Below are 23,247 nucleotides of genomic sequence, written 5' to 3'. Positions count from 1 at the left end.
TGAGAAGAAAAGTTGTGTCGTTCCCTATATCATCCCCCCTTTGATTCCTGTCACTGATACCCCCGGAGGAAGCGTGAGCGCGGACCTGAGCCAACATACGCCGATGATGCAGCAATACCTGGCGATCAAGGCCGAGCACCCGGACCAGCTGGTGTTCTACCGCATGGGGGATTTCTACGAGTTGTTCTTTGGTGATGCCCAGAAGGCGTCGCGACTGCTGGACATTACTCTGACCCAACGCGGTCAGAGTGCCGGCAAACCGATTCCCATGGCGGGGATTCCCTACCACGCGGCAGAAGGCTATCTGGCCCGACTGGTGAAGCTGGGTGAATCCGTGGCCATTGCCGAGCAGATTGGTGATCCCGCGCTGGCCAAGGGGCCGGTTGAGCGCAAGGTGGTACGTATCGTGACGCCGGGCACGGTGAGCGATGAGGCCCTGCTGGAAGAACGTCGCGACAACCTGCTGTGTGCCGTCTACGAAGAAAAGAATCAGTATGGCTGCGCCAGCCTGGATGTGGCCGCGGGCCGCTTTGTGGTGACCCAGGTGGAAGGCAACGAGCAGTTGCAGGCGCTGCTGGAGCGCTGGTCTCCCGCCGAACTGCTCTATAGTGAAGACAAATCCCTGCCGGGCCGCTGGAGCGACAATGCCGGTAGTCGCAAGCGCCCGGACTGGGAATTTGATGAGGAGTCCGCCCGCCGCCAGCTGTGCCAGCAGTTTCAGGTGCAGGATCTGGCCGGCTTCGGTGAACCTTCTCCGGTGGCCGTAGCCGCTGCCGGCGCACTGCTGGGTTATGCCAAGGAAACCCAGCGCGGCGAGCTGCCCCATGTCACCGGGCTGGTGGTGGAAAGCTTTGATGACACCGTCGCCATGGATGCCGCCACCCGCCGTAATCTGGAACTGACCGAAACCCTGGATGGCCAGGAACAGCACACCCTCGCCTGGGTACTGGACAGCACCAAGACCGCCATGGGTGCCCGTCAGCTGAAGCGTTGGGTGCATCAGCCCATGCGCAATCGCACCACCCTGAATCAACGCCAGGACCAGATCGAGGCCCTGCGCCAGGGCTGGTGCTTTGAGTCCGCCCGCGATGTGCTCGATGACATTGGCGACATGGAGCGGATTCTTGGCCGGGTGGCACTGCGCTCGGCGCGTCCGCGGGATCTCACCCGACTGCACGCCAGCCTGAAATCCCTGCCGGCCCTGATCGGCACCCTGCCCGCTTCCGATGCTTTCTATGAACTGATCGAACGCATCGGCCAGTTCCCGGAACAGGTGGATCTGCTCGGCGGCGCAGTGATTGAAAACCCGCCCATGCTGATCCGCGACGGCGGCGTGATTGCCCCCGGCTACAGCGCCGAGCTGGACGAGCTGCGCTCCATCAGCGAGAACGCCGGCCAGGTACTGGTGGATATCGAAACCCGCGAGCGCGAGCGCACCGGCTTTTCCACCCTGCGGGTGAAGTACAACAAGGTCCACGGCTATTACATCGAGCTGTCACGCCGGGAAGCGGACGATGCGCCGGTGGACTACCAGCGCCGCCAGACCCTGAAGAATGCCGAGCGCTTTATCACCCCCGAACTGAAAGAGTTCGAGGACAAGGCGCTGTCCGCCTCCAGCAAGGCGCTAACCCTGGAGAAGCGCCTTTACGAAGAGCTGCTGGAAAAAGTGGCCGCCGACCTGCACCCGCTGCAGCGCTGTGCCGCTGCCGTGGCCGAGCTGGATGTGCTGGCTGCCCTGGCCGAGCGTGCCGAAGCGCTGGACTGGGTGCGCCCGCAGCTGGTGGACGAAGAAGCCATCATCGAGATTGTCGATGGCCGCCACCCGGTGGTGGAGCAGGTGCTGGACGACGCCTTTGTGCCCAACAGCCTGCATCTGGACGATGCCCGCCGCATGGTGATCATCACCGGCCCGAACATGGGCGGTAAATCCACCTACATGCGCCAGACCGCGCTGATCGCCCTGCTGGCCCATCTGGGCAGCTGTGTGCCCGCCGCCAGCGCCCGCATCGGCAATCTGGACCGGATCTTTACCCGTATCGGTTCCTCCGATGATCTGGCCGGTGGCCGCTCCACTTTCATGGTGGAAATGTCCGAAACCGCCAACATCCTCAACAACGCCACCGCCCAAAGTCTGGTACTGATGGACGAGATCGGCCGTGGCACCAGCACCTTCGATGGCCTGAGCCTGGCCTGGGCAGCGGCGGAACATCTGGCCCGCAATCTCAAGGCCTTTACCCTGTTCGCCACCCACTATTTCGAGCTGACCCAATTGCCCGAGCAGTTGCCCGGCATCTACAACGCCCACCTCACCGCCAGCGAGCACGACAACCGCATTGTCTTCCTGCACCGGGTGCAGGAAGGCCCGGCCAGCCGCAGTTACGGTCTGCAGGTGGCTCAGCTGGCTGGCGTGCCAGCCGGGGTGATCCAGCAAGCCGGTGAAAAACTGCGCGAGCTGGAAGCTGGCCAGAGCCTGACCGTGAACGATGCACCTCCCACGGTCATCCCCACCGCCAGCACCCCGACAACGGCGCCGGCGCAGGCCAGCCTGTTTGCCGAACCCAGCGCCGCGGAGCAGGCCCTGGCTGAGCTTGACCCTGATGATCTGACGCCCAAGCAGGCACTGGAAGCGTTGTACAAGCTGAAGGGGCTGGTTTAAAGGCGGTTTTACCACAGAGCGCACAGAGGTCACTGAGATAAACCGGGCTGTTCGGTGGAGGCCTTGCGTGTTGCACGGTGAGAGCTTTCGATCCGGCGTCGGTTTCGCTTCGCGAATCGCGGTGGAACAGCGGCGAGTGACGAGTCGCGAGTATCGAAAGGCAAAAGACGCCTCGGCCTGATGGCTTCAGGTTTCCGAAACTCGCTTCTCGCAACTCGACACTCACATTTCAAAACCCGGTGTTCGCACCCCGAGAGGTGCTCCTACAGATGCCCCATTACGCCGACCGTGTCCTCTTCGGACTGTCCGTGCTATATCGTTATATCAAGTCTTCGTTTGCCTGCCTTTGGCCATGCCGCTAGACTAGCGCCACCCAAGTGAGACCGTATTCAAGCCGCCATCATCCGCGGCTAGATGCTGTACCAAGATAAAGACACCTGGCGAGGACAGGCTATGACATTCGTAGTAGGTGAAAACTGCATTAACTGCAAACACACCGATTGTGTAGAAGTGTGCCCGGTAGACTGTTTCTACGAAGGCCCCAACTTCCTGGTTATCCACCCGGACGAGTGTATCGACTGCGCACTTTGTGAGCCGGAGTGCCCGGTTAACGCGATTTTCTCTGAGGATGAGCTCCCCGACGGCGAGCAGGAATTCCTGGAAATCAATGCGGAGCTGGCTGAGAAGTGGCCGAACATTACTGAAATGAAAGACGCACCGGACGATGCTGAAGAATGGGACGGTGTGGCTGGCAAGCGGGACAAGCTGGTCCGCGAGTGGGAAGGCTAAGGCCTTCCTGCTGCCAGGCAGCGCCATAACCCTGTGTGGCGCTGACTTCTGCAACTTTTCTGCAGACAAAATAAAAGGGCGGCATCCTGCCGCCCTTTTTGCGTCGAGTCATCCTGACCCTTTTTTGCGCTCACCACGACTTCCGTGTCTTGCGATCCTTGCTTGTCCTTGTGCTCTCGTCCCTGAACACGATTCCACTATAGCAACGGGTTTTTAGGTTTTGGGTAAAAAAAAGATTAAAAGTATGGCGAAAAAACGCACAAACCCAGAAAGTCCAGCCTTTACAATGAGTTAAGCTGAAGACATGGTTTGAAATCAGTGACAAATGACGTGTATTTCCTACAGCCTTGTAAGAGATCTCTTACAAAGAAGCGTGATGTGGTTCCTCTGCAACGCCTTTTTTATGGCGCCGCTACACGGGCCCAGTAAAACACAGGTAAGTTTTTACAATTTCTCACCCGTTCTTACAGCAGCTACGCCCATGAATAGATAGCATTAATTCTATGAGCTTAGGGTAACTCCCAGGTTCAGCCAGTATCCCCCCAAGGCGCTAGAAATAGCGCTCACAACCCCCCTCTTCCACCCCACTTTTGGAAGAGGGTTTTTTTTGCCTGTCATACAGTCAGCCGACGGCAGCTCAAAGTTCGCGAAGGGCTTGCGAGGCCTTTTGGAATGCGCCTTCCAGCGAATCCAGCTGGTCTGGCGCACTGCCAAGCTCGCCGTCCACTGCGAGAGTTTCCAGTGCCAGGCATAGCTCACAGACTTGCACGGCCCCCAGGTTGCTACTGCTGCCTTTAAATGAATGGGCCTGGGCCCGCAAAGCTTCCCGGTTGGCTTCCCCAAGCGCCTGCTTTAGGGCCTGAAGCCGCTGCTCGCCGTCGCGAATAAACGACTCAACCAGCACAGAAAAGTCATCGCCCATCACATCCTTCAGTTCTGCGACGATGTCCGAATCAATAATCAACGTGTCTGAGGCCTGCATAGCGCTTCCGTCATCCTTTACGGTTAGTCATTGTTCCATCTAGGAAATATATCTTATGTGCAGTAGTTCCAATATTTCCACTTTCGGGTAGTCATCCCTGTCAAAACGCCCTTTCAGCCCTTGATCAGCCCCTCATGTACCGCTCGAGACAGGTCCTGCGGTTCATCCACGTCCCACAGAGCGGCCAAGGTAGCCACGCGCCGGGAACGAAGTGCGAGAGCGCTCAGGCTGTCTGAAAGCGCGTGTTCCGTACCCCATCTGACCATGCTAAACGGATTCCGTTTCCAGATTCTTGGCCGGGCACTGCCAAGCAGCACATAGCCCCCGTCTTCACTGGCGCCCAGCACCACATCTGCACCATTCAGGGCATCCAGCGCCTGATGGAAATAACCGTGGTGCAGAAGTGGGCAATCGCTGCCGACCAAAAGAACACGCCGATATGTTTGCAGACCCTGCGCAATGGCCGAGGACATACGCGCACCAAGATCAGCCCCGCGCTGGACATGACACCCCCAGCCTGCGCGACGGGCACGGGCAGCCAAGGTCACATCCGGACGGTCCGTCCACAACTCCACCTGTCCGGGAAAGTCATGCGCAGCCACCAGCGTGGTATCAAGCAGCTGCCGGTACACCCTTAAAGCCCCCTGCTCACCCACTGCCGGGATCAACCGGGTTTTCACCTTGCCCGCCTCCAGGGCACGGGCAAAAACGATCAGCAGATCCTGATCGTGCCGCCGGGCGGCTGGGGCGCCCATTCTCGGGCCTTCGCGGTCAGCCATAATATTCCCGATGAAGACGAGCCGGATCTTCCCCTCGCCAGTAGCGCCAGCGGAGCGTCCACATCAGCCAGATGGTTCTCCAGACGCCGTTTTTTTGCCAGCGCCGACTGCTGGTCACCACGGCGGGTCCCACGCAGCAGGGTCGTGATCGCTGTCTTAAACGAGCGCTGAGAGCGATATCTTCCATCAACGGCTGATCCGCAAAGCCACCCACCACCGAGAAAACATCCCGGCGAACAAAAATTGCCTGATCCCCGGTGGCAATGGCGGTGAAGCGGGAACGTAAATTCATCAAGGTGGCGATCACGGCATACATCATCCTCTGGCCGGATAACCGCACATCGAAGCGCCCCCAGCTTGCCTTCTCAGGCAAGCTCACCAGCGCAGCCCGGTGTGCGGGCAACAGCTGGCTATCGGCATGCACAAACCACAGCCACTCTCCGCTGGACTGTGCTGCGCCGGCATTCATCTGTCGTGCCCGCCCGGGAGGGGAATGGACGACACGATCGGCGAACCGCTCCGCAATCTCCGCACTGCCATCAAGGCTACCGCCGTCGACCACGATCAGCTCATCCTCTTCTTGCAGGGCACGGCGAATACTGGCGAGCACTTCCGCCAACTGAGCGGCCTCGTTGAGAACCGGCACGATCACACTGACCGAGTTCACCCCAGGGCACCACCACAGCTGCTACCGGCTCCCGCGGTACAGCCAAAGCAATGGTCGGCCACATATACCGGCTCACCGTCGAGGTCATGTTCCAGCAAGGATGAGAGATGCGGATGCGCCTCATGGTTGCCAAGGGGCATGTGCAGCATCTGGTTGAAGTCGCAGTCATACAGATAACCGCGATAGTCAACGCTGACCGTGTTGCGACACATCACCGCAGGGAGAGTTTGCTGGTTGAAGCTGTCACGTAACAGCTGCATGTAATCGTTGAACTGTTCGTGGGCAAGCAACACCGCACCAAACCGGCTGATGGGCATGTTGGTGATAGTCAGCAGGCTGTTGAAACGCAACCCGAAACGCTCCGCCAGTTCGCGCTTGTAGTCCGCTTCCAGTGCGGCCTGGGGGGGCGGCAGTGATGGCCCGGTCGGGTTGTAGACCAGATCCAGAGTAAGCGTATCGCCATAGCCCAGTTCATTGAGGCGGCGAATGGCCTCCATACTGCCCTGATACACGCCTTTGCCGCGTTGCTTGTTGACGTTATCTTCCAGATAGCATGGTAGCGACGCCACGATATGCACCTGCTGCCGGGCAAGAAATTCGGCCATGTCTTCATAGCCCTCTTCCAGCAAAATGGTGAGGTTGCAGCGATCAATCACTTCTACGCCCAGCTTGCGGGCTTCACTGACCAGATAGCGGAAGTGCGGATTCATCTCTGGCGCGCCACCGGTGAGATCCAGTACTTGAATACCCCGCTCGCGTATCACCTCCAGCACCAGTTCCACGGTCTCTTTGTCCATCAGTTCCGTACGCGTCGGGCCAGCATTCACATGACAGTGCACACAACTGAGGTTGCAGAGGTAACCCAGGTTTACCTGCAATATGGACGTGGCTTGACGTCGCAAGGACGGGAAGTCCGTGGTGCTGTGCACGAGAAGGTCGTGGGTGTCCTGCATAACTCACCTGATAACTGTTTCAACAATGCTACCAATTGGATGCCGGGTTGTCGCAAAGGTTACGTGAAGAGCGAGTTGCGAGTTGCGAGCAAGATGATCAGCTGGCGGATAAGAATTTGTGGGACATCCAGTTTGTTGAATAGAAGAAGAGAAGCCCAACGCACTACTGATCCTGCTCCGCCTAAAAAATAGCCGCTCGTTGCCTTAAAAGTGGCAGCTTGATCAAAAGTCCTTACAATCGGTTCCCCCATGCCCGGTAGCTCAGCTGGGTGAGTTCGGGGATTTCCAAAGCGTGCTTTGGCCGAACGAACGCGAAGCGGATACCGCTGCTTTGCCGGCGCCCGGAGGGCGAGCAAGCGCGTTAAAGAGCCGTTTGCTCGCCGGATACTGGCGTCTGAGCGTGAAGTCACTACAATCAGTTTCCCCATGCCCCGGTAGCTCAGCTGGATAGAGCAAGCGCCTCCTAAGCGCTAGGTCGGATGTTCGAATCATCTCCGGGGCGCCATTTCCCTTTTTGCTTCCCTCCGAGGCAAATTGCGGAGCAAAAATGAATCATATTCAATTTTTCCGGGACACAGACCATGGATGCCAGCACCAGACAAACACCCTTGAGTCCCTGGCTGGTCCTGTTGATGGCAACCACCACTGGCCTGGTGGTCGCCAGCAACTACTACGCCCAACCGCTGCTACACACCATCTCCGAGCAGCTGAATCTGTCTTATGCCCGTGCCGGTATTATCGTTACCACCGCCCAGGCCAGCTATGCGGTCGGCCTGATACTGCTGGTGCCACTGGGCGATTTACTGGAACGGCGCGGGCTGATTGTCACCATGATGCTGGCCTCCACGGTCGGGCTCCTGATCAGCGCCACGGCTACGTCTTTGTGGGGGTTACTGGCAGGGACCGCGATTACCGGAGCCTTCTCGGTAGTAGCTCAGGTATTGGTGCCATTTGCCGCCACACTTTCCCCGGTCGCAAGCCGCGGACGGGTCGTGGGCACGGTCATGAGCGGCCTGTTGCTGGGCATTCTGCTGGCCCGTACTGTGGCCGGGGCTCTTTCCTCCCTGGGCGACTGGCACACGGTGTACTGGGTAGCCGCCGCGCTGATGCTGGTGAATACGGCCATTCTTTTCCGGGCCCTGCCCCGCTACCAGCAAAATAGCGGTCTTTCCTATCACCGTCTGATCGCGTCCATCGGCGGCCTGTTTCTTCACTACCCCATGTTTCGCCAGCGCGCCCTGTTAGGCTGCCTGATCTTTGCCATGTTCAGCATCCTGTGGACGTCTCTGGCCTTTCTGTTGTCTGCAGAACCCTGGGGCTTTTCCGATGCCACCATTGGTCTGTTCGGGCTGGCGGGTGCGGTAGGCGCACTCTCCGCCCGCCATGCAGGGGTACTGACGGACCGAGGACATGGACGCAGCCTGACCGTAGTTGGCCTGCTCCTGCTGCTGGCGTCATGGGGGTTGCTGGGGCTGGGCGGGCGCTCTCTTGCCGCCCTTGTGGCAGGCATCATGCTGCTGGACCTGGCGCTGCAGGCAGTGCATATCACCAATATGAACCTGATTTTCACTTTGGATGAAGACATCCGTAACCGCCTCAATTCCGGTTACATGTTTCTTTACTTCGTTGGCGGGGCGGCAGGTTCGCTGGCGTCAGCCTGGGTTTACCAACAGCATGACTGGCGCGGGGTGATCGTGCTGGGCTGCGCCACGGGCATTCTGGCGCTGCTTTACGGACTCTGGATCAGCCGCCCCCCAAACCACGCAGTGGATGGTATTTAACCGCTGCGGATTTACCTTCTGTGTTGGCTGCACTACATTCACGGTCAGGACAAACACGAAAAGGGAATTGGCTATGAAGTTGCTTGGATTGCTGCACTTGGCTCTGACGATTTACGCCATTGTCATGATTATCCAGTCATCCGCAGAAACCGGGGCCAAAGTGCTGTGGGTGCTGCTGGTGCTGATCCTGCCGTTGATCGGCCTGATTATCTGGGCGCTGATGGGGCCGGGCTCTCCACTGAAACGTTAGCGACGGACGCCTCTTCGGCTTCCTGCCAGCTTTTTGGCACCTTGTAGTAGCCAGTATCCACGCCCTGGAAACGGGGCTGGTTAATCACCCGGCGCAGGCGCTTGAGGGAAAAGTACGGGATGTCCCGCAGGATGATGTTGGCAATCCAGGCTGGCACCGCACCGCCGGGGTCCAGAATCACCTCGATGGTGACTTCTATTTCGCCGGGCGCAACGGGAGAAAACCGGTAATAGCCTTCCATCTGCGGCATACGCACATAGCCATTCTGCTCCGGCATGCCCGGATTGAGCTGGATTGGCATGACCAGATCATAGCTATCCGGCTCCTGATAGAAGGAAACCCGTAACGGCGCATCGCGATCACTGACCGGCCAGGGCAACCGGGTGGTTATGTACACATCGCGCTTGAAGTGGGAGTAACGCTTTACGTCCCGAATTTCCGAGACCATGTGCATGAAGTCCGCCACCGCGGCGTAATCGTCCATCAACACGCCAATGGCCTTGAAGTCATCCACCTTCATGCGGGCAATGCCACGGAACGTCTTCAGCCGAGTGCTGTTCTCATCCTGTCGATAAACCTGAACACCATCGCGGTCGGTGACCAGAATCCATTCCGGTTTGCGCTCAGGCTCCGAGGCCTGGCCAACGGAGGTCAGTGCCAGCAACAGTATCCATGTCTGTACTATGATTTTTTTCATTATTTTGCCCGGCCCTCCTCATCATTCCCCCGAGCGGGAAGAGAACCTGCACGCACTCTAGCGAGGGTCCCGGTGTGGTGAAATACGGCAGAGGCCGTAGCGTGACACAGGCCACAATAATCATGGCACTATGCCATACCCTACTTACAAATAGGGCTCCATCATATGGGCCAACGCATTGCGCACCTTTCGCCAGGGCGCAATCTGCCGGAATCCCTCCACGTCGAGCGCTGAGGCAGCCTCAATACGGCCATCCACAAAGAGATCCACCGTCTCGGTGAGCGCATCGCTGTAGCATTCCAGATCAAACTCGAAGTTGAGCCGCAGACTGCGGGCATCCCAATTGCCGGAGCCCAGCATCACCCAGTGACCATCCACCGTCATGACCTTGCTGTGATCAAACGGGGGAGCGGACAGATACAGCTGCGCGCCCTCCTGCACCAGCCAGTGCAACGCATGAAGGCTGGCCCAATGCACCATTCGCAAATTGTTTTTGCGCGGGATCACAATCTGCACTTCCACCCCTTTGAGCAGGGCCAGTTGCAGCGTAGCGAGAAGCGTGAGATCGGGAACAAAATAAGGAGTGACAATGCGGATACGCTTTTCCGCACTGCCGATTGCCGCCAGCAGAGTCAGGCGGCGCTTGTCGAAATCCGCATCAGGGCCGGCACTGATGCCTCGCGCCTGTACCTCTCCCACCTGTGCCAGGCCGCTGTAGCTGGTGTCCAGCACTTCGCCGCAGGTAAACACCCAGTCAGCGGCAAAGCTGCGCAGCAGCTGTCCCACCACCGGGCCTTCTACCCGCGCATGCAGATCGGTAATGGACGGCGGAGACTGAATATAGCCCGCACGGATATTCATTCCGCCGGTAAACGCCAGCCGACGGTCCACCACCATAAACTTGCGATGGTTGCGAAGATTGATATAAGGCATCCGCCAGGGGGCAAGGGAATAGAGAAAACGTTGTACAAACACCCCCTGGCGTCGCAACCGCCAGAACACCGACGGCAGCGAATACAGGGCACCGACACCATCAATCAGCACCCGCACCTTTACCCCACGCTGCACCGCCCGCTCCAGGGCTTCGCAGACCGGTTTGCCAGCGGCATCGTTTCCGAAAATATAGGTGGCCAGGTAAATGCTTTCGCGAGCGTGATCAATGGCGTCGAGCATGGCCCGCCAGGCCTGGGGGGCCTCCAGCGGTTCCACATGATTGCCGTTGACCAGAGGCAAATGGGTCAGCCTGCCGACCAGTCGGCTCAGTTCCTGCAGATGACCACAGGCCGGTAATGGCTCCGCTGCCACCCGCCAGCCATCCTCACTGTCGATCAATCCACCGGTCAGCTGCCGGGCCCGACGCCGGATACGGTTCACCCCCAGCATCAGGTAAAGCAACGCGCCGACTACCGGCACCAGCCAGACCAGGCCAGTCCAGGCGGCCGCAGCTCGGGCATCGCGTTTGTTCTTCGACACATGGATAGTGACGGTGATGGCCAGACTGATGCTGATGACAGCAGCGATATACGGCCAGAACGGCGCAAGCCGGTCTACCCAATCATTCCATATCTGATGCCAGTCGCTGATCCACGCGCCCATTGCACTCCAGTCCCTGCTTTTCTGCCCTACCCACTCCTCTGGCAGGCAGGCATTCCCGCCAACATAGCACAGAACCTCGCCACAACGGGAAACAGAACATTATGAATTTTCTACGTTTTTTGCGAATCAGCCCGCCATTCAGTAGAATGCGTCCTCTTTTCGGTTAGCGCGGCCCTGGACGGACCGCCATCTGCGTCCCCGGCATGGCTGGACACAGTTGTTACCCGAATCCTCCGCGTCACCCCGTGGCGCACGCATATGAGCCCCGCGCTCATTTTCAGCGGCTGCCGCCGCTGGCCATCTGCAATACACGATTAATCTTGCTGGTTTAGGCAGCCAGTGTTCCGGTGTTGGCGTTGCATGTTAGCGCTGAACTGCCCGCATCGGCACATGATGAGGAGCATAACCATGCCCAAGACCAATACGGTTATTCCGCTGCACCAGAGTGCGCAGCCACAATTCGACGAGCCGCGCCGGTTCAAGGTCTACACCGCGCGACAGCTCGACAAGATCGAGCCGCTTTCCCGTCTTGATGAAGAAACCCGGTTTGCCATGGAAGTGGTGGCCAGCGTGCTTCCGTTCCGGGTCAACGAATATGTGATCAATGAGCTGATCAACTGGGACAAGGTACCCAATGACCCCATCTACCAGCTGACCTTCCCGCAGAAAGGCATGCTGGCACCGGAACACTTTGACAAAGTGGCCACCGCCATGCGCGGCGGCGACAAGGCCGAAATCAAGGCCGTCATCGCCGAAGTCCGCGAGGCCCTCAATCCACACCCGGCCGGCCAGATGGAACACAACATGCCAGAGGTGGATGGCGAGAAGATTGATGGCATCCAGCACAAGTACAACGAAACCGTGCTGTTCTTTCCCAGTCAGGGTCAGGTATGCCACAGCTACTGTACTTTCTGCTTCCGCTGGGCCCAGTTCATCGGTGACAACGACCTGAAAATTGCCGCCAAGGAAGCCGGTCAGCTGAAGAAGTACATCCAGGCGCACCCGGAAATTACCGACGTACTGATCACCGGTGGCGATCCGCTGGTGATGAAAACCAAAAATCTGCGTGCCCATATCGAGCCACTGATGGAGCTGGAGCAGGTTCGCACCATTCGCATCGGCTCCAAGGCACTGACCTTCTGGCCACAGCGTGTGGTATCCGACGACGATGCCGAGGACCTGCTGGAACTGTTCCGCGAAGTCCAGGCCAGCGGCAAGCATCTGGCCCTGATGGCGCACTACAACCACTGGCAGGAACTGGAAACCGAGATCGCCAGGGAAGCTGTCCGCCGGGTTCGCGCCACCGGTGCGGTCATCCGCGCCCAGGGTCCGCTACTGGCCAACATCAACGACAATGCCGACGACTGGGCTCGCCTGTGGCAAACCCAGGTAGAACTGGGCATCGTGCCCTATTACATGTTTGTGGAACGCGACACCGGCGCCCGTCACTACTTTGAAGTACCACTGGCGAAAGCCTGGAAGATCTACCGCGACGCCATGAAACAGGTTTCCGGGATAGCCCGCACCGCCCGTGGCCCAAGCATGTCCAGCCACCCTGGCAAGGTGGAAATTCAAGGTGTCACCGAAATCAACGGTGAAAAAGTCTTCGCCCTTCGCTTTATCCAGGGCCGTAATCACGACTGGGTACAGCGACCCTTCTTTGCCAAATACAACGAAGACGCCACCTGGCTCAATCATCTGGAGCCCGCTTTCGGGGAGGATAAATTCTTCTTCGAGGACGAATTGGCATTAATGGAAAAAACGGATTAACGCCATTGCAAAACGCCCCGCCCAGCGGGGCGTTTTTGTTGGTGCGCCTTTCACATTTTACTACTGTTCGCGATGGCACCTTCACTTGTAGTGCGCTATTACTAACGCGTCTTTGCTGACTTGCCCGGTAAGGACGTTCTTATTATTTCGAGGAGAACACCATGAAGAAAGCCTTTACCAGTGCAGCCTGCGCAATGATGCTGACCGGCTGCCTCGGTCAGAACGCCCTGTTCGATACTGTCCAGGACTGGAATGCCACCGCCACCAATAACAAGTTTGTGAACCAGGGCATTTCCTTTGTGTTCTGGTGGGTCCCGGTTTACGGTCTGTCATTGCTGGGGGATATCATAATATTCAACTCTATCGAATTCTGGACCGGCACCAATCCGATCAGCAATGAGGGCGCCAAGGTGGCAGGCACCACCGAAACCGTCACTGACGGCATGGGCAACCAGGCCGAGTTGACCTACAACGCCGACGGCTCCATCTCCGTACTGGCCACCAGCAACGGCATCGAAGAAAACTACACCCTGATCAAGGAAAACGGCAAAGTCGTCAAGATCCAGGACCAGGAACGCGAAGTGCTGGGTACCATGCTGCTGTAAACGCAGAACCCGGTAACGAGTTGCGAGCAGCGAGTTTCGAAAATCAAAAGACCGGACGAATACGTCAGGTTTTCTTTTCGCGACTCGCTTCTGTTTTAGCAGAATCGACGTCCCGTTCAGGTAGCTTCAAAGCAATCTCGACAACGTGACCAGCGCCTGTTCCACGCGGTTATCCCATCGGACCGCACAGTTCATGCGCAAGCAGTGGCTAAATTTTCCAGATGCCGAGAACATGGCCCCCGGCGCAAAACTGACACCTGCTTGCAAGGCCTTTTCCAGAAGCTCAGTGGTATTCACCTCACCCGGTAATTCCACCCACAAGACAAAACCACCCGCAGGCCGGCTCACCCTCGAATCCACGGGAAACAACTGGGTCACCCGCTCGGTCATCCTCGCCACACCACGGACATGTTCCCCACACAGCTGCCGCAGGAAATGGTCGTAACGCCCCTTTTCCAGATACCTTGCCAGAGCTAACTGCGCCGGCGTATTCACTGAAACTGTATTGATGAACTGCAGATATTCAGCCCGTTTCTGCTGGGCTGCAGGCGGAACAAGCCAACCCACACGCATTCCCGCCGACAGGGTCTTTGACGATGACGAGCAGTAGTACACCAGGCCATGGGTGTCCCAGCTTTTCAATGGTCTTGGGCGAGGGCCTGCGAGCGGTAGATCACCATAGATATCGTCTTCCACCAACGGCACCTTGTGCCTGCCCAGCAGCGCCAACAATGCTTGTTTACGCTGATCCGAAAGACACACCCCCAGCGGATTGGAAAAATTACTCACCACCACACAAGCCGCCACATCCCATCGCTCCAGGGCAAGGGTAAGTGCATCAAGCGAAATCCCCTCCACCGGATCAGTAGGAATTTCCAAAGCCTTCAAGCCGAGCGATTCAATCACCTGAAGCAGGCCATAGTAGGTTGGCGACTCAATGGCCACCGTATCGCCAGGCTGGGTAACCAGCTTCAACGCAATGGAAACCGATTCCTGGCAACTGTTGGTAATCAAAACCTCATCTGGAGTGACGTCACAGTGCAAGCCCACCAGGCGTCGGGCTATCTGGGTACGCAGCTCCATCGCTCCGGGAGGAAACTCATACCCTACACAGCGGCGCCGCTCTTCGCGAAGCACCGAGTGATAAACCCTCTCCATGGCAGCCACCGGCATAAAATCCGGAGCGGGTACGGCCGCCCCCAGATTCACCACACCCGGATCCTTCACCGACTGAAGTATCTGCAACACCCGTTCCTGACCGGTAATGTGCCTGGGCTTGCGGCTGGCCCGGGCCACCCGCGGAGGCTCACGAACCAGAGTGGGCTGACGCACGTAATATCCGGAACGTGGACGCGCCTCCAGTACGCCACGCTGCTCCAGCTCACGGCAGGCATTCACCGCGGTGGACACGCTCACCTCATGCTGGGCACTGAGCAAGCGTACGCCCGGCAAACGGCTGCCCACCGGGTAAACCTGATCACGAATCAAACCCTGAATATGATCCGCCAGTGTCTGGTAAAGCGTCATCCCACCCTCGGCAGTACAGTTCATGAAAAAACAGGCAGCACAGAACAGAAAAGCCAAACTCTGTACCGTATCAATTTTGTTTTTTTATATCTGTATCGCACCCAGCTGTCCACTTACTCTTGTTGTTCTTCCCCGATATCTGGATGCGCAGTATGACAACGGAGCAGTACCTGGCCCTGATCGGATTCGTGACCGTCATGACCGCCACCCCCGGCCCCAATAATCTGATGCTGATGGCGTCCGGCGCCAACGCAGGCTTCCGTCGCTCACTGCCACATATTTTCGGTATTGCTATCGGCTGCCAGGTGATTCTGGTGTGCGTTTCCCTTGGACTTGGACAGCTACTGGGGGAATTCCCACAGGCACTCACCCTGCTACGTTTCGCTGGCGCTCTGTACTTGCTGTATCTGGCATGGCAACTGGTTCGCAGCAGAACGGTGGAAGACAGCCCCTCGCAGAGCAAACCGTTTACGTTCTTCCAGGCAGCCCTGTTTCAATGGGTAAATCCGAAGGCATGGATGATGATTCTGACCGGTGTCGCCACCTTTACAGATCCCGAAAATTTCACGGCCAGCGTGGCCATTATCGCAGGCGTATTCCTGTTATTGGGTCTGCCGCTGATCAGTAGCTGGAGCCTGTTCGGGGCCGTCCTCAAACACTGGCTGACGGAAGGAAGACGGCTTCGGCTATTCAACCGGACCATGGCCGTCCTGCTGATTGTTTCCCTGGTGCCAACCTTCGGGTTGCAAGCCAGCGAAACGAATAAGCGCAAGGCTGGCGAAGCACAGCCAACACAAACCGCCGAACCGACAGGGAACCGTGAGCCCTGGTGGCTAAGCGTGATGTAGCATTGCTCTTGCGAGTTGCGAAAATCAAACCCTTCCTCAAGACCTGGATTGTTGTTTATCAAACTCGTCACTCGCTTCTGAGGTCCCGCTGTTTTACCCCCCAGCCCCTGCGCGACAGAATCTGTCCTGCCCCGGCCTTAGCCTGTGATTTTGCGCGTCAGGAAACGTCCCTATGTTGTGGCGTCCGGAGGCCTTCTCCCTTAGGCTAGTTCCTTTCGCTTAACTCTCTTTTAAGCCAAGGATGACCCATGCAAAACGGGCTGATGGTGCTGCACAGCAACCGTCTGGAAACCCTCACCGAACTGGTGACTGACTGGCTGCAACGCCAGCCCCTGGGACCGCTGGAAACCGAAACCTTTCTGGTGCAATCCAATGGCATGGCCCAGTGGCTGAAACTGCAGCTGGCCGATGCGCTCGGCATCAGTGCCGGTTTTCAGTTCCAGATGCCTGCCCGGTTTCTGTGGAGTGCCTACCGCACCGTGCTCGGCGAAGACAAGGTGCCGCGCACCTCGCCATTCGATAAATCACGGCTGCTATGGCGGCTGTATCGTCTGCTGCCCACCTTACTGGACGACCAACACTTTGGTCCCCTGCGCCACTTCCTTGCGGACGATCAGGACGGTCGCAAAAGACACCAACTGGCCGAGCGGCTGGCCGACCTGTACGACGCCTACCAGGTCTACCGGGCTGACTGGCTCACCGACTGGGAAGCCGGCAATGACCAGTTGCGCCAGGCCCATGATCGCAACAACTTCCATGAATTCCCGGCCAGCCAGCGCTGGCAGGCCTTTCTCTGGCGCGCCCTGCTGGCGGACATGGCCAGCGAAAAACGCGGCCTCAGTCGTAATGCCATCCATGAAGCCTTTGTCGACAGCCTGAGTCAGGGCGACAGTCCCGAAGGCCTGCCACGACGGCTGATCATCTTTGGCATCAGCGCCCTGCCACAACAAGCCCTTGAAGCCCTCGCGGCCCTTAGCAAGCACTGCCAGATACTCATGCTGGTACAGAATCCCTGCCAGCATTACTGGGCCGATATTGTGGAAGATCGCCACCTGCTCAAACGCCAGCTGGATGACCGCAAGCGTCATATGGATCTGTTGCCGGAGAATCGCGTCAATCCACTACTGGCCGCCTGGGGCAAGCAGGGCCGGGACTTTATCGGCCTGCTTTACGATCATGATGACCCGGACAGTTACCGCAGCGCCTTTCAGAACCAGATCGACCTGTTTGAAAACCGTGAGCCGACCTCGTTACTGCAACAACTGCAGGAAGATATTCTCGATCTTGAACCCCAGCCGGCAGCGGGCCAGAGACCGCTCCTCAAGCCGGACAGTTCCCTGCACTTTGCCATCGGACACAGTGCCCAACGGGAAGTGGAAATTCTTCAGGACGCCCTGCTGACACGCTTTGCCAATGACCCTTACCTGCAGCCCCGCGACGTGATCGTGATGGTCCCGGACATCGAAGCCTACGCCCCCTACATCGATGCCGTATTTGGCCGCATGGAGCGCGACGATCCCCGTTACCTGCCCTATACACTCAGCGACCGCAGTGCCGGTGCCGCCTCGCCCATGGCCCAGGCCATGGAGTCCCTGCTGCACCTGCCCCAGTGGCGTTTCACCGCCGGGGATATTCTGGATCTGCTGGATGTCCCTGCAGTCCGTCAGCGTTTCGGCATTGAGGAAAGCGACCTGCCCCAACTGGCCAGCTGGATTGATCAGGCCCGTATCCGCTGGGGCCTCAACAGCACGCAGCGCCACACTCTGGACGTGCCCGGCTTTGAACAAAACAGCTGGGCCTTTGGCCTTAAACGCATGCTGGCCGGTTACCTGATGGGCGATGGCCCGGCCTGGAATGACATCCAGCCCCTGGATGAGGTGGCCGGCCTGGGCGCAGAGCTGGCGGGACGGCTGTCGCGACTGCTGGACAGCCTCGAGCACCACTGGCAGGCCTTCCGGGCCCCGGCCACGCCGATACACTGGCAGCAACGCTTCAGCCAACTGCTGGATGATCTGTTCGCCCCCGAAGAGCAGGATGACCAGGGGCTGGACGCCAGCCTGCGCGATGCGCTGAATGACTGGCTTGCCGCCTGTTCGGAAGCGGACTTTGCCAGCGATCTGCCACTTACCGTGGCCCGGCGGCCGCTCCTGGACACGCTCAATTCGGAAAGCCTGTCCCAGCGCTTCATGGCCGGGCGCATCAATTTCTGTACCTTGATGCCCATGCGCGCCATTCCATTCCGCCATGTCTGCCTGCTGGGCATGAAGGACGGTGATTACCCGCGCCCGACACAGCCCATGGATTTCGATTTGATGCGCCAATGGGGCAACTACCGCCCCGGCGATCGCTCCCGCCGCGACGACGACCGCTACCTGTTTCTGGAAGCCCTGCTCAGCGCCCGCGACAGCCTCTATATCAGCTGGACCGGTCGAAATGTGCGTGACAACAGCGAACGGCCACCTTCGGTACTGGTGGCCCAGCTCCGTGACCACATCAACCAGCGCTGGTCCTCAGATCAGGGCGCACCGGTGGACGCCCTTACCCAGTCCCATCCCCTGCAACCGTTCAGCGCCCGTTACTTCGATGCCGCCAATGCGGCACTGACCACCTATGCTAATGAATGGCGGGTTCTCCATGATGTTAAGGCGCCTGCGGTGCGCAATGACCAACCACTGCCGCCGCTGGACAATCAGGAACCGGTCAACTGCACCGCGCTGGGCCGTTTTCTCAAACAACCCGTTGCCCATTTCTTCAAGCAACGGTTGAAAGCCTCACTGGATCAACACCTGGATGTGCTTGAGGACTGCGAACCGTTCGGCTTCGATGGACTGCAACGCTACAAGCTTCAGGATCAACTGGTCAGTGAGGCCCTCCGGGTGGGCCCGGAGCTGGCACAGGCCACCATGCAGGACACCCTCAATCGCCTCGCCGCCAGCGGCGATCTGCCCCTGCCCCCGTTTACCGAAAGCAGTCGCGACAGCCTGCTGGTGCCCCTTAGCGATCCCCTGGACGATTATTTTGCCCTGCTCGCCAAAAGCGGTGCGCCACAACCCCAGCAGGAAATCCGTCTCACCGCCGGCCCCCTGGAGCTGGAAGACTGGCTCACCGACCTGCGCGGCCCGGACGGCAACCCGCAACGGCTGGTGTTGCAAACCGGCAAGCTGGAAAACCGTTACGACAAACTCACCCGTGACTGGGTAATCCATCTGGCCGCCTGTGCGGCCGGCCACCCTTTGACCAGCTATATTCAAGGCCAGGATGGCCGCTTTACCCTCTTGCAAGTCACTCAGGCCCACGCCCAAGGTCTGCTGGATCAACTTGGCCACGCCTGGCAACAGGCGCTTTGCGAGCCCCTGCCCGTGGCCTGTGCCACGGCCTTTGCCTGGCTGGCCGAAGAAGACGAAGAGCGTGCGCAAAAAGCCGCGGAACGCAAATACACCAGCAACGACTTTAATCACGGAGAAGTGGACGACCCTTCTCTGGCACGGGCCTGGCCGGACTTCGAGAATCTATGGGCACAGGAACATGACGGACGCCCCGGCTTCATTCACTGGACCGAGCAGTTGTACGACCCGCTCTTCCAAAACAGCCAGTGGACCGAACTGGGAGACCCGGCATGAGCAGTATCCACAAGACTCAAAAAGCGCCTCTGCCGATCACCTTTCCCCTGCATGGCGCGCAATTGATTGAAGCCAGTGCAGGCACCGGCAAGACCTTCACCCTGGCCGCGCTCTATCTGCGGCTGGTGCTGGGTCACGGTGACGAACGGGCCTTCCACCGCCCGCTGTTGCCACCGGAAATTCTGGTGGTGACCTTCACCGAAGCGGCCACGGAAGAATTGCGCGAGCGGATTCGTGATCGCCTTGCCGATGCCGCCCGCACCTTTGCCGATCCCCAGGCCTGCGCCGATGATCCGGTGCTGTCACAACTGCTGGAAGATTACGCGGAACCGAATGCGCGCAAGCAATGTGCACAGCGTCTGGACGCTGCGGCGCAGTGGATGGATGAAGCCGCCATCTACACCATCCACGGTTTCTGCAACCGCATGCTCAAGCAGCATGCCTTCGACTCCGGCAGCCTGTTCAGCCTGGAACTGCAGGAAGACGCCAGCGACGAACAACAGCAAGCCGCCAGGGACTACTGGCGTAATATTATTTCCCGTTTCCCGGTCAGTGCAGCCAATCAGTTACAGAGCGAAAAACTGGGCAACCCGGACAACCTGCTCAAGGAAGCACGCCCCTTGCTGGGGCTCAAAGAAGCAGACCCGGAACAGCTGCCCGACAGCGTGAAAAAATGGCTGACGCAGACGGATCCCCAGGCCGAGATCGACCGACTGGCCCGCCAGCAACTGGCCGAAGCGCTACCGGATTTTTTTGAATGGTTACGCGCCGCCCAGGACAACAAGTGGCTAAACGGCAATAGCTACCGGACCAAAAGTGTGCCCGGCATGCTCAAGACCTTGAAGCGCTACGCCAACGGCGAGGGCCTGCGCGACAAAGATTACGAGACCCTCTACAAGTTTTCCGAAGACGGCCTGAAACTGACCAAGAGCGGCCAGGACCACCGCCCGGATTTTGTGTTCTGCAAAACCCTGGACCGGATGCTCATAGGGCGCGAAAACACCCGCCTGCCGCGCACCGATCTGCTTGCCCATGTGGCCGCCTGGATTGATCGTCGCGTGGATCAGGTGCGCCGACAGACCGCCACTCTGGGTTTTGATGACATGCTCACCCGTTTGCGCGACGCGCTGGACGGCGACAACGGCGAACGACTAGCCGCAGTCATTCGCACACAATTCCCGGTCGCTCTGATTGACGAATTCCAGGACACCGACCCGGTTCAGTACGGCATTTTTTCCGCACTGTACCAAAACCAGCCCGACACGGGCTGGTTCATGATTGGCGACCCCAAACAGGCCATCTATGCTTTCCGTGGCGCGGATGTATTTACCTATCTGAAAGCCCGCAAGGCCACCGAAGGCTGCCACCACACCCTGGGCCGAAATTTCCGTTCTGCTCACGCCATGGTGCATGCGGTAAACGAACTTTTCAGTTACAGCGACCGGACCTTCGGCGATGTGTTCCGCATGGAAAAAACCGGCAGCCCTTTCCCGTTTGAACCTGTGGAGGCACAAGGCCGCAAGGAGCAGCTGGAAGTCGATGGCACGCCAACCGCCGGCATCACTCTCTGGGTGGAAGATCGCGACAAGGCCGTCAGCGCCGGACAGTACCGCCAACAGATGGCCGAACGTTGCGCCACGGAGATTGCCGGTTTGCTCAACGGTGCCGTCAAGGGAAATACCGGTTTTCGCAAGGGGGACGGTTTTCAGCCGCTGCAGCCCAATGACATTGCCATCCTGGTGCGCGACCGCACTGAAGCCAAGGCCATCCGCGATGCACTGATGGAGCGATCCGTGCGCAGCGTCTATCTCTCCGATCAGGATTCGGTCTTTGCGCAACCGGAAGCCGCCGACCTGTTGCTGATTCTCCACGCCTGCGCCAGCCCGGAATCCGACAGCCGGGTACGCAGCGCCCTGGCCTGTGCCTCCCTGGACATGGCTTACGCCGAGCTGGATGCCATCAACCAGGATGAAGTGCTCTGGGAAAAATTGGTGGAGCAATTCCATGACTATCGCCAGCAATGGCAGCAACAGGGCGTGCTGCCCATGCTGCGCAACCTGCTGATGGATTTTCATGTGCCGGTACGGCTCAGCCAAAGCCTGGACGGCGAGCGGGCTCTGACCAATCTGCTGCACTTGTCCGAGCTGCTTCAACACATGGCCACTCAACTGGACGGCGAGCAGGCGTTGATCCGCTATCTGGAAGAAACCGTGGAGCAACAAAGCAACAACAGCAAGGAAAGCATCCTGCGACTGGAGAGCGATGATGACCGGGTAAAGGTGATCACCATCCACAAGTCCAAGGGCCTGGAATACCCGCTGGTGTACCTGCCATTTATCTGCAGCTTCCGCCCCGCAGATAAAAGCAAACCACCTCTGCGATTTCACGACGATGACCGGCTACATGTGTCGCTGGAACCGGATGCAGAGGATGAGCGCAAGGCTGACGAGGAACGGCTTGCCGAAGATATGCGTCTGCTCTACGTGGCCCTGACCCGCGCCTGCCATACCTGCACACTGGGCATCGCACCCTATGTGAAAGGCAACAGCAAAACCAACCAGCTGGAAAAGAGTGCAGTGGGCCGTCTGTTGTTCGGAGACGGGATTGAAAATAACGCTCTGACCAAATCACTGGCGCCTTTTGTCAGCGAGAACATAAGAGTCATCGCCCCCCCGGAAAGTAACGATGACCATTACCTGCCGGCAGAACAGGACCTGGCACTGCTGCCGCCGCAGGTCCCACCGCCACATAAACGGACGCCCTGGTGGATTGCCAGCTACAGTGCCCTCAAGCATGTACAGGAAACCCTGGCGCCGGCAGATCCGCGTAGCGACCAGCTGGCAGAACAACCCGATCAGGATGCCAGTCCGGAACAGGATCCGTTACCGGGTACGATCCATGCTTTTCCGCGCGGCGCAGCACCGGGCACCCTGCTGCACGATTTCCTTGAACTGGCCGCCAATCAGGACTTCGTGGCCACTCTGAGCATGCCCGAACCGTTCGAACAGACGCTGGAGGAAAAACTTCAGGCCCGGGGATGGCAGGAATACCGCGAGGCCATCAACCAATGGTGGAAAGTGGCATTGCAAACGCCCCTGCCTTTGGCAGACAGCCAGGTTTCTTTGCACCACATGCAGCGCTATGTGCCCGAAATGGAATTCATGTTGCCAGCACACCGGGTGAGCGTGGCCGAACTGGACCAACAAATCCGTGATCACATCCATCCAGCGCAAACCCGCCCGCGGCTGGAAGCGGATACGCTCAACGGTATGCTCAAGGGCTTTATTGATCTGGTCTTTGAACACGACGGCAAATATTACGTGCTCGACTACAAATCCAACTGGCTGGGTGTGGATGACAACGCCTACACCCGCGACGCCATGACCCGCGCCGTGCTCGACAAGCGCTATGAAGTGCAATATGTGCTCTACCTGCTGGCCCTGCATCGCTTGCTGAAAAGCCGCTTGGGCGACAACTACAACCCGGAGCAACACCTGGGCGGCGCAGTTTATGTCTTCCTCCGTGGCCTGCAGGGCCCGGCGGCGGGAACAGTGTTCGATCGACCGGATACCGCGCTGATAGAAAGGCTGGATGCGATGTTTGGAGGTGGGGAATGAGAAGCAAGCTACAAGCTTCAAGCTACAAGCTACAACACGGTACCAGTTGTAGCCACACTGTAACCGCTCGCGCCGCGATTCATGACGGTGAGAACGCGGGTACAGCCACC

At 58.6% G+C, this 23,247-nt stretch carries 16 protein-coding genes and 1 tRNA gene; 10 read left to right on the top strand and 7 right to left on the bottom strand.

What is annotated here, in order from left to right; translation table 11 throughout:
- Positions 1-103 precede the first annotated feature (103 nt).
- Together mutS and fdxA are read left to right on the top strand one after the other, a co-directional pair.
- The gene (gene mutS, locus GQF00_RS13365) at positions 104-2,656 is read left to right on the top strand and encodes a DNA mismatch repair protein MutS (protein ID WP_161319910.1); all 2,553 of its coding nucleotides are present in this window, start codon (positions 104-106) and stop codon (positions 2,654-2,656) included.
- Between the two features lie 453 nt (positions 2,657-3,109).
- Positions 3,110-3,445: a ferredoxin FdxA gene (gene fdxA, locus GQF00_RS13360; RefSeq protein ID WP_161319643.1), complete on the top strand. Its 336-nt coding sequence runs from the start codon at positions 3,110-3,112 to the stop codon at positions 3,443-3,445.
- A gap of 637 nt (positions 3,446-4,082) precedes the next feature.
- Here fdxA and GQF00_RS13355 read toward each other — a convergent pair.
- The 4 genes from GQF00_RS13355 to arsS all read right to left on the bottom strand — a co-directional run bounded on the left by GQF00_RS13355 (position 4,083) and on the right by arsS (position 6,826).
- Entirely contained in the window at positions 4,083-4,427 is a 345-nt protein-coding gene (locus GQF00_RS13355) for an Hpt domain-containing protein (protein ID WP_237440520.1), read from the bottom strand.
- Positions 4,428-4,540: 113 nt separating this feature from the next.
- Positions 4,541-5,206, bottom strand: coding sequence for a TIGR04282 family arsenosugar biosynthesis glycosyltransferase (locus GQF00_RS13350; RefSeq protein WP_237440519.1), 666 nt, complete (start codon positions 5,204-5,206; stop codon positions 4,541-4,543).
- A complete protein-coding gene (locus tag GQF00_RS13345; RefSeq protein WP_161319642.1) occupies positions 5,199-5,873 on the bottom strand; it encodes a TIGR04283 family arsenosugar biosynthesis glycosyltransferase in 675 nt (224 codons plus the stop codon). The genes GQF00_RS13350 and GQF00_RS13345 overlap by 8 nt, the downstream gene beginning before the upstream one ends.
- Complete coding sequence (arsS, locus tag GQF00_RS13340) at positions 5,870-6,826, bottom strand: arsenosugar biosynthesis radical SAM (seleno)protein ArsS (RefSeq protein WP_161319641.1); 957 nt, start codon at positions 6,824-6,826, stop codon at positions 5,870-5,872. The genes GQF00_RS13345 and arsS overlap by 4 nt, the downstream gene beginning before the upstream one ends.
- Positions 6,827-7,254: 428 nt before the next feature.
- Between arsS and GQF00_RS13335 the strand changes: the two genes are divergently transcribed.
- The 3 genes from GQF00_RS13335 to GQF00_RS13325 all read left to right on the top strand — a co-directional run bounded on the left by GQF00_RS13335 (position 7,255) and on the right by GQF00_RS13325 (position 8,857).
- Positions 7,255-7,331: transfer RNA gene (locus tag GQF00_RS13335), tRNA-Arg, on the top strand.
- A gap of 76 nt (positions 7,332-7,407) precedes the next feature.
- A complete protein-coding gene (locus GQF00_RS13330) occupies positions 7,408-8,607 on the top strand; it encodes an MFS transporter (protein ID WP_237440518.1) in 1,200 nt (399 codons plus the stop codon).
- Between the two features lie 73 nt (positions 8,608-8,680).
- Positions 8,681-8,857 carry a PLDc N-terminal domain-containing protein gene (locus GQF00_RS13325; protein WP_161319640.1) on the top strand — a complete coding sequence of 59 codons (177 nt, stop codon included), beginning with the start codon at positions 8,681-8,683 and terminating at the stop codon, positions 8,855-8,857.
- Here GQF00_RS13325 and GQF00_RS13320 read toward each other — a convergent pair.
- Entirely contained in the window at positions 8,814-9,554 is a 741-nt protein-coding gene (locus GQF00_RS13320; RefSeq protein WP_161319639.1) for an START domain-containing protein, read from the bottom strand. The two genes, GQF00_RS13325 and GQF00_RS13320, sit on opposite strands and share 44 nt — an antisense overlap.
- A gap of 144 nt (positions 9,555-9,698) precedes the next feature.
- Complete coding sequence (locus GQF00_RS13315; protein ID WP_161319638.1) at positions 9,699-11,150, bottom strand: phospholipase D-like domain-containing protein; 1,452 nt, start codon at positions 11,148-11,150, stop codon at positions 9,699-9,701.
- A gap of 408 nt (positions 11,151-11,558) precedes the next feature.
- On the opposite strand from GQF00_RS13315, the gene GQF00_RS13310 reads away from it, so the two are divergent.
- Both GQF00_RS13310 and GQF00_RS13305 read left to right on the top strand, forming a co-directional pair.
- Positions 11,559-12,920 carry a KamA family radical SAM protein gene (locus GQF00_RS13310; protein WP_161319637.1) on the top strand — a complete coding sequence of 454 codons (1,362 nt, stop codon included), beginning with the start codon at positions 11,559-11,561 and terminating at the stop codon, positions 12,918-12,920.
- Positions 12,921-13,081: 161 nt separating this feature from the next.
- Entirely contained in the window at positions 13,082-13,525 is a 444-nt protein-coding gene (locus tag GQF00_RS13305) for a DUF3332 family protein (protein ID WP_161319636.1), read from the top strand.
- Between the two features lie 126 nt (positions 13,526-13,651).
- Here the strand turns inward: GQF00_RS13305 and GQF00_RS13300 are convergent, their stop codons facing one another.
- Positions 13,652-15,076, bottom strand: a complete 1,425-nt coding sequence (locus tag GQF00_RS13300; RefSeq protein WP_237440517.1) for a PLP-dependent aminotransferase family protein — start codon at positions 15,074-15,076, stop codon at positions 13,652-13,654.
- A gap of 128 nt (positions 15,077-15,204) precedes the next feature.
- On the opposite strand from GQF00_RS13300, the gene GQF00_RS13295 reads away from it, so the two are divergent.
- From GQF00_RS13295 to recB, 3 genes are all read left to right on the top strand, one after another.
- Complete coding sequence (locus tag GQF00_RS13295; protein WP_161319635.1) at positions 15,205-15,900, top strand: LysE family translocator; 696 nt, start codon at positions 15,205-15,207, stop codon at positions 15,898-15,900.
- A 248-nt stretch (positions 15,901-16,148) separates the two neighbouring features.
- Positions 16,149-19,520 carry an exodeoxyribonuclease V subunit gamma gene (gene recC, locus GQF00_RS13290; RefSeq protein ID WP_161319634.1) on the top strand — a complete coding sequence of 1,124 codons (3,372 nt, stop codon included), beginning with the start codon at positions 16,149-16,151 and terminating at the stop codon, positions 19,518-19,520.
- On the top strand, positions 19,517-23,137 hold the full coding sequence (gene recB, locus GQF00_RS13285; protein ID WP_161319633.1) for an exodeoxyribonuclease V subunit beta: 3,621 nt from the start codon (positions 19,517-19,519) through the stop codon (positions 23,135-23,137). The genes recC and recB overlap by 4 nt, the downstream gene beginning before the upstream one ends.
- Positions 23,138-23,247 lie beyond the last annotated feature (110 nt).

This window comes from Alcanivorax sp. DP30, from assembly GCF_009882945.1.
In the GTDB taxonomy this organism is placed as follows: domain Bacteria; phylum Pseudomonadota; class Gammaproteobacteria; order Pseudomonadales; family Alcanivoracaceae; genus Alcanivorax.
The sequence above is the reverse complement of the archived record's forward strand: the minus strand, read 5'-3'. Positions and strand labels throughout refer to the sequence as shown.

Coding starts and splice junctions, on each gene's coding strand:
- mutS (WP_161319910.1), top strand. CDS start 104: ATGATGCAGCAATACCTGGCGATCAAGGCCGAGCACCCGGACCAGCTG.
- fdxA (WP_161319643.1), top strand. CDS start 3,110: ATGACATTCGTAGTAGGTGAAAACTGCATTAACTGCAAACACACCGAT.
- GQF00_RS13355 (WP_237440520.1), bottom strand. CDS start 4,427: ATGCAGGCCTCAGACACGTTGATTATTGATTCGGACATCGTCGCAGAA.
- GQF00_RS13350 (WP_237440519.1), bottom strand. CDS start 5,206: ATGGCTGACCGCGAAGGCCCGAGAATGGGCGCCCCAGCCGCCCGGCGG.
- arsS (WP_161319641.1), bottom strand. CDS start 6,826: ATGCAGGACACCCACGACCTTCTCGTGCACAGCACCACGGACTTCCCG.
- GQF00_RS13330 (WP_237440518.1), top strand. CDS start 7,408: ATGGATGCCAGCACCAGACAAACACCCTTGAGTCCCTGGCTGGTCCTG.
- GQF00_RS13325 (WP_161319640.1), top strand. CDS start 8,681: ATGAAGTTGCTTGGATTGCTGCACTTGGCTCTGACGATTTACGCCATT.
- GQF00_RS13320 (WP_161319639.1), bottom strand. CDS start 9,554: ATGAAAAAAATCATAGTACAGACATGGATACTGTTGCTGGCACTGACC.
- GQF00_RS13315 (WP_161319638.1), bottom strand. CDS start 11,150: ATGGGCGCGTGGATCAGCGACTGGCATCAGATATGGAATGATTGGGTA.
- GQF00_RS13310 (WP_161319637.1), top strand. CDS start 11,559: ATGCCCAAGACCAATACGGTTATTCCGCTGCACCAGAGTGCGCAGCCA.
- GQF00_RS13305 (WP_161319636.1), top strand. CDS start 13,082: ATGAAGAAAGCCTTTACCAGTGCAGCCTGCGCAATGATGCTGACCGGC.
- GQF00_RS13300 (WP_237440517.1), bottom strand. CDS start 15,076: ATGAACTGTACTGCCGAGGGTGGGATGACGCTTTACCAGACACTGGCG.
- GQF00_RS13295 (WP_161319635.1), top strand. CDS start 15,205: ATGACAACGGAGCAGTACCTGGCCCTGATCGGATTCGTGACCGTCATG.
- recC (WP_161319634.1), top strand. CDS start 16,149: ATGCAAAACGGGCTGATGGTGCTGCACAGCAACCGTCTGGAAACCCTC.
- recB (WP_161319633.1), top strand. CDS start 19,517: ATGAGCAGTATCCACAAGACTCAAAAAGCGCCTCTGCCGATCACCTTT.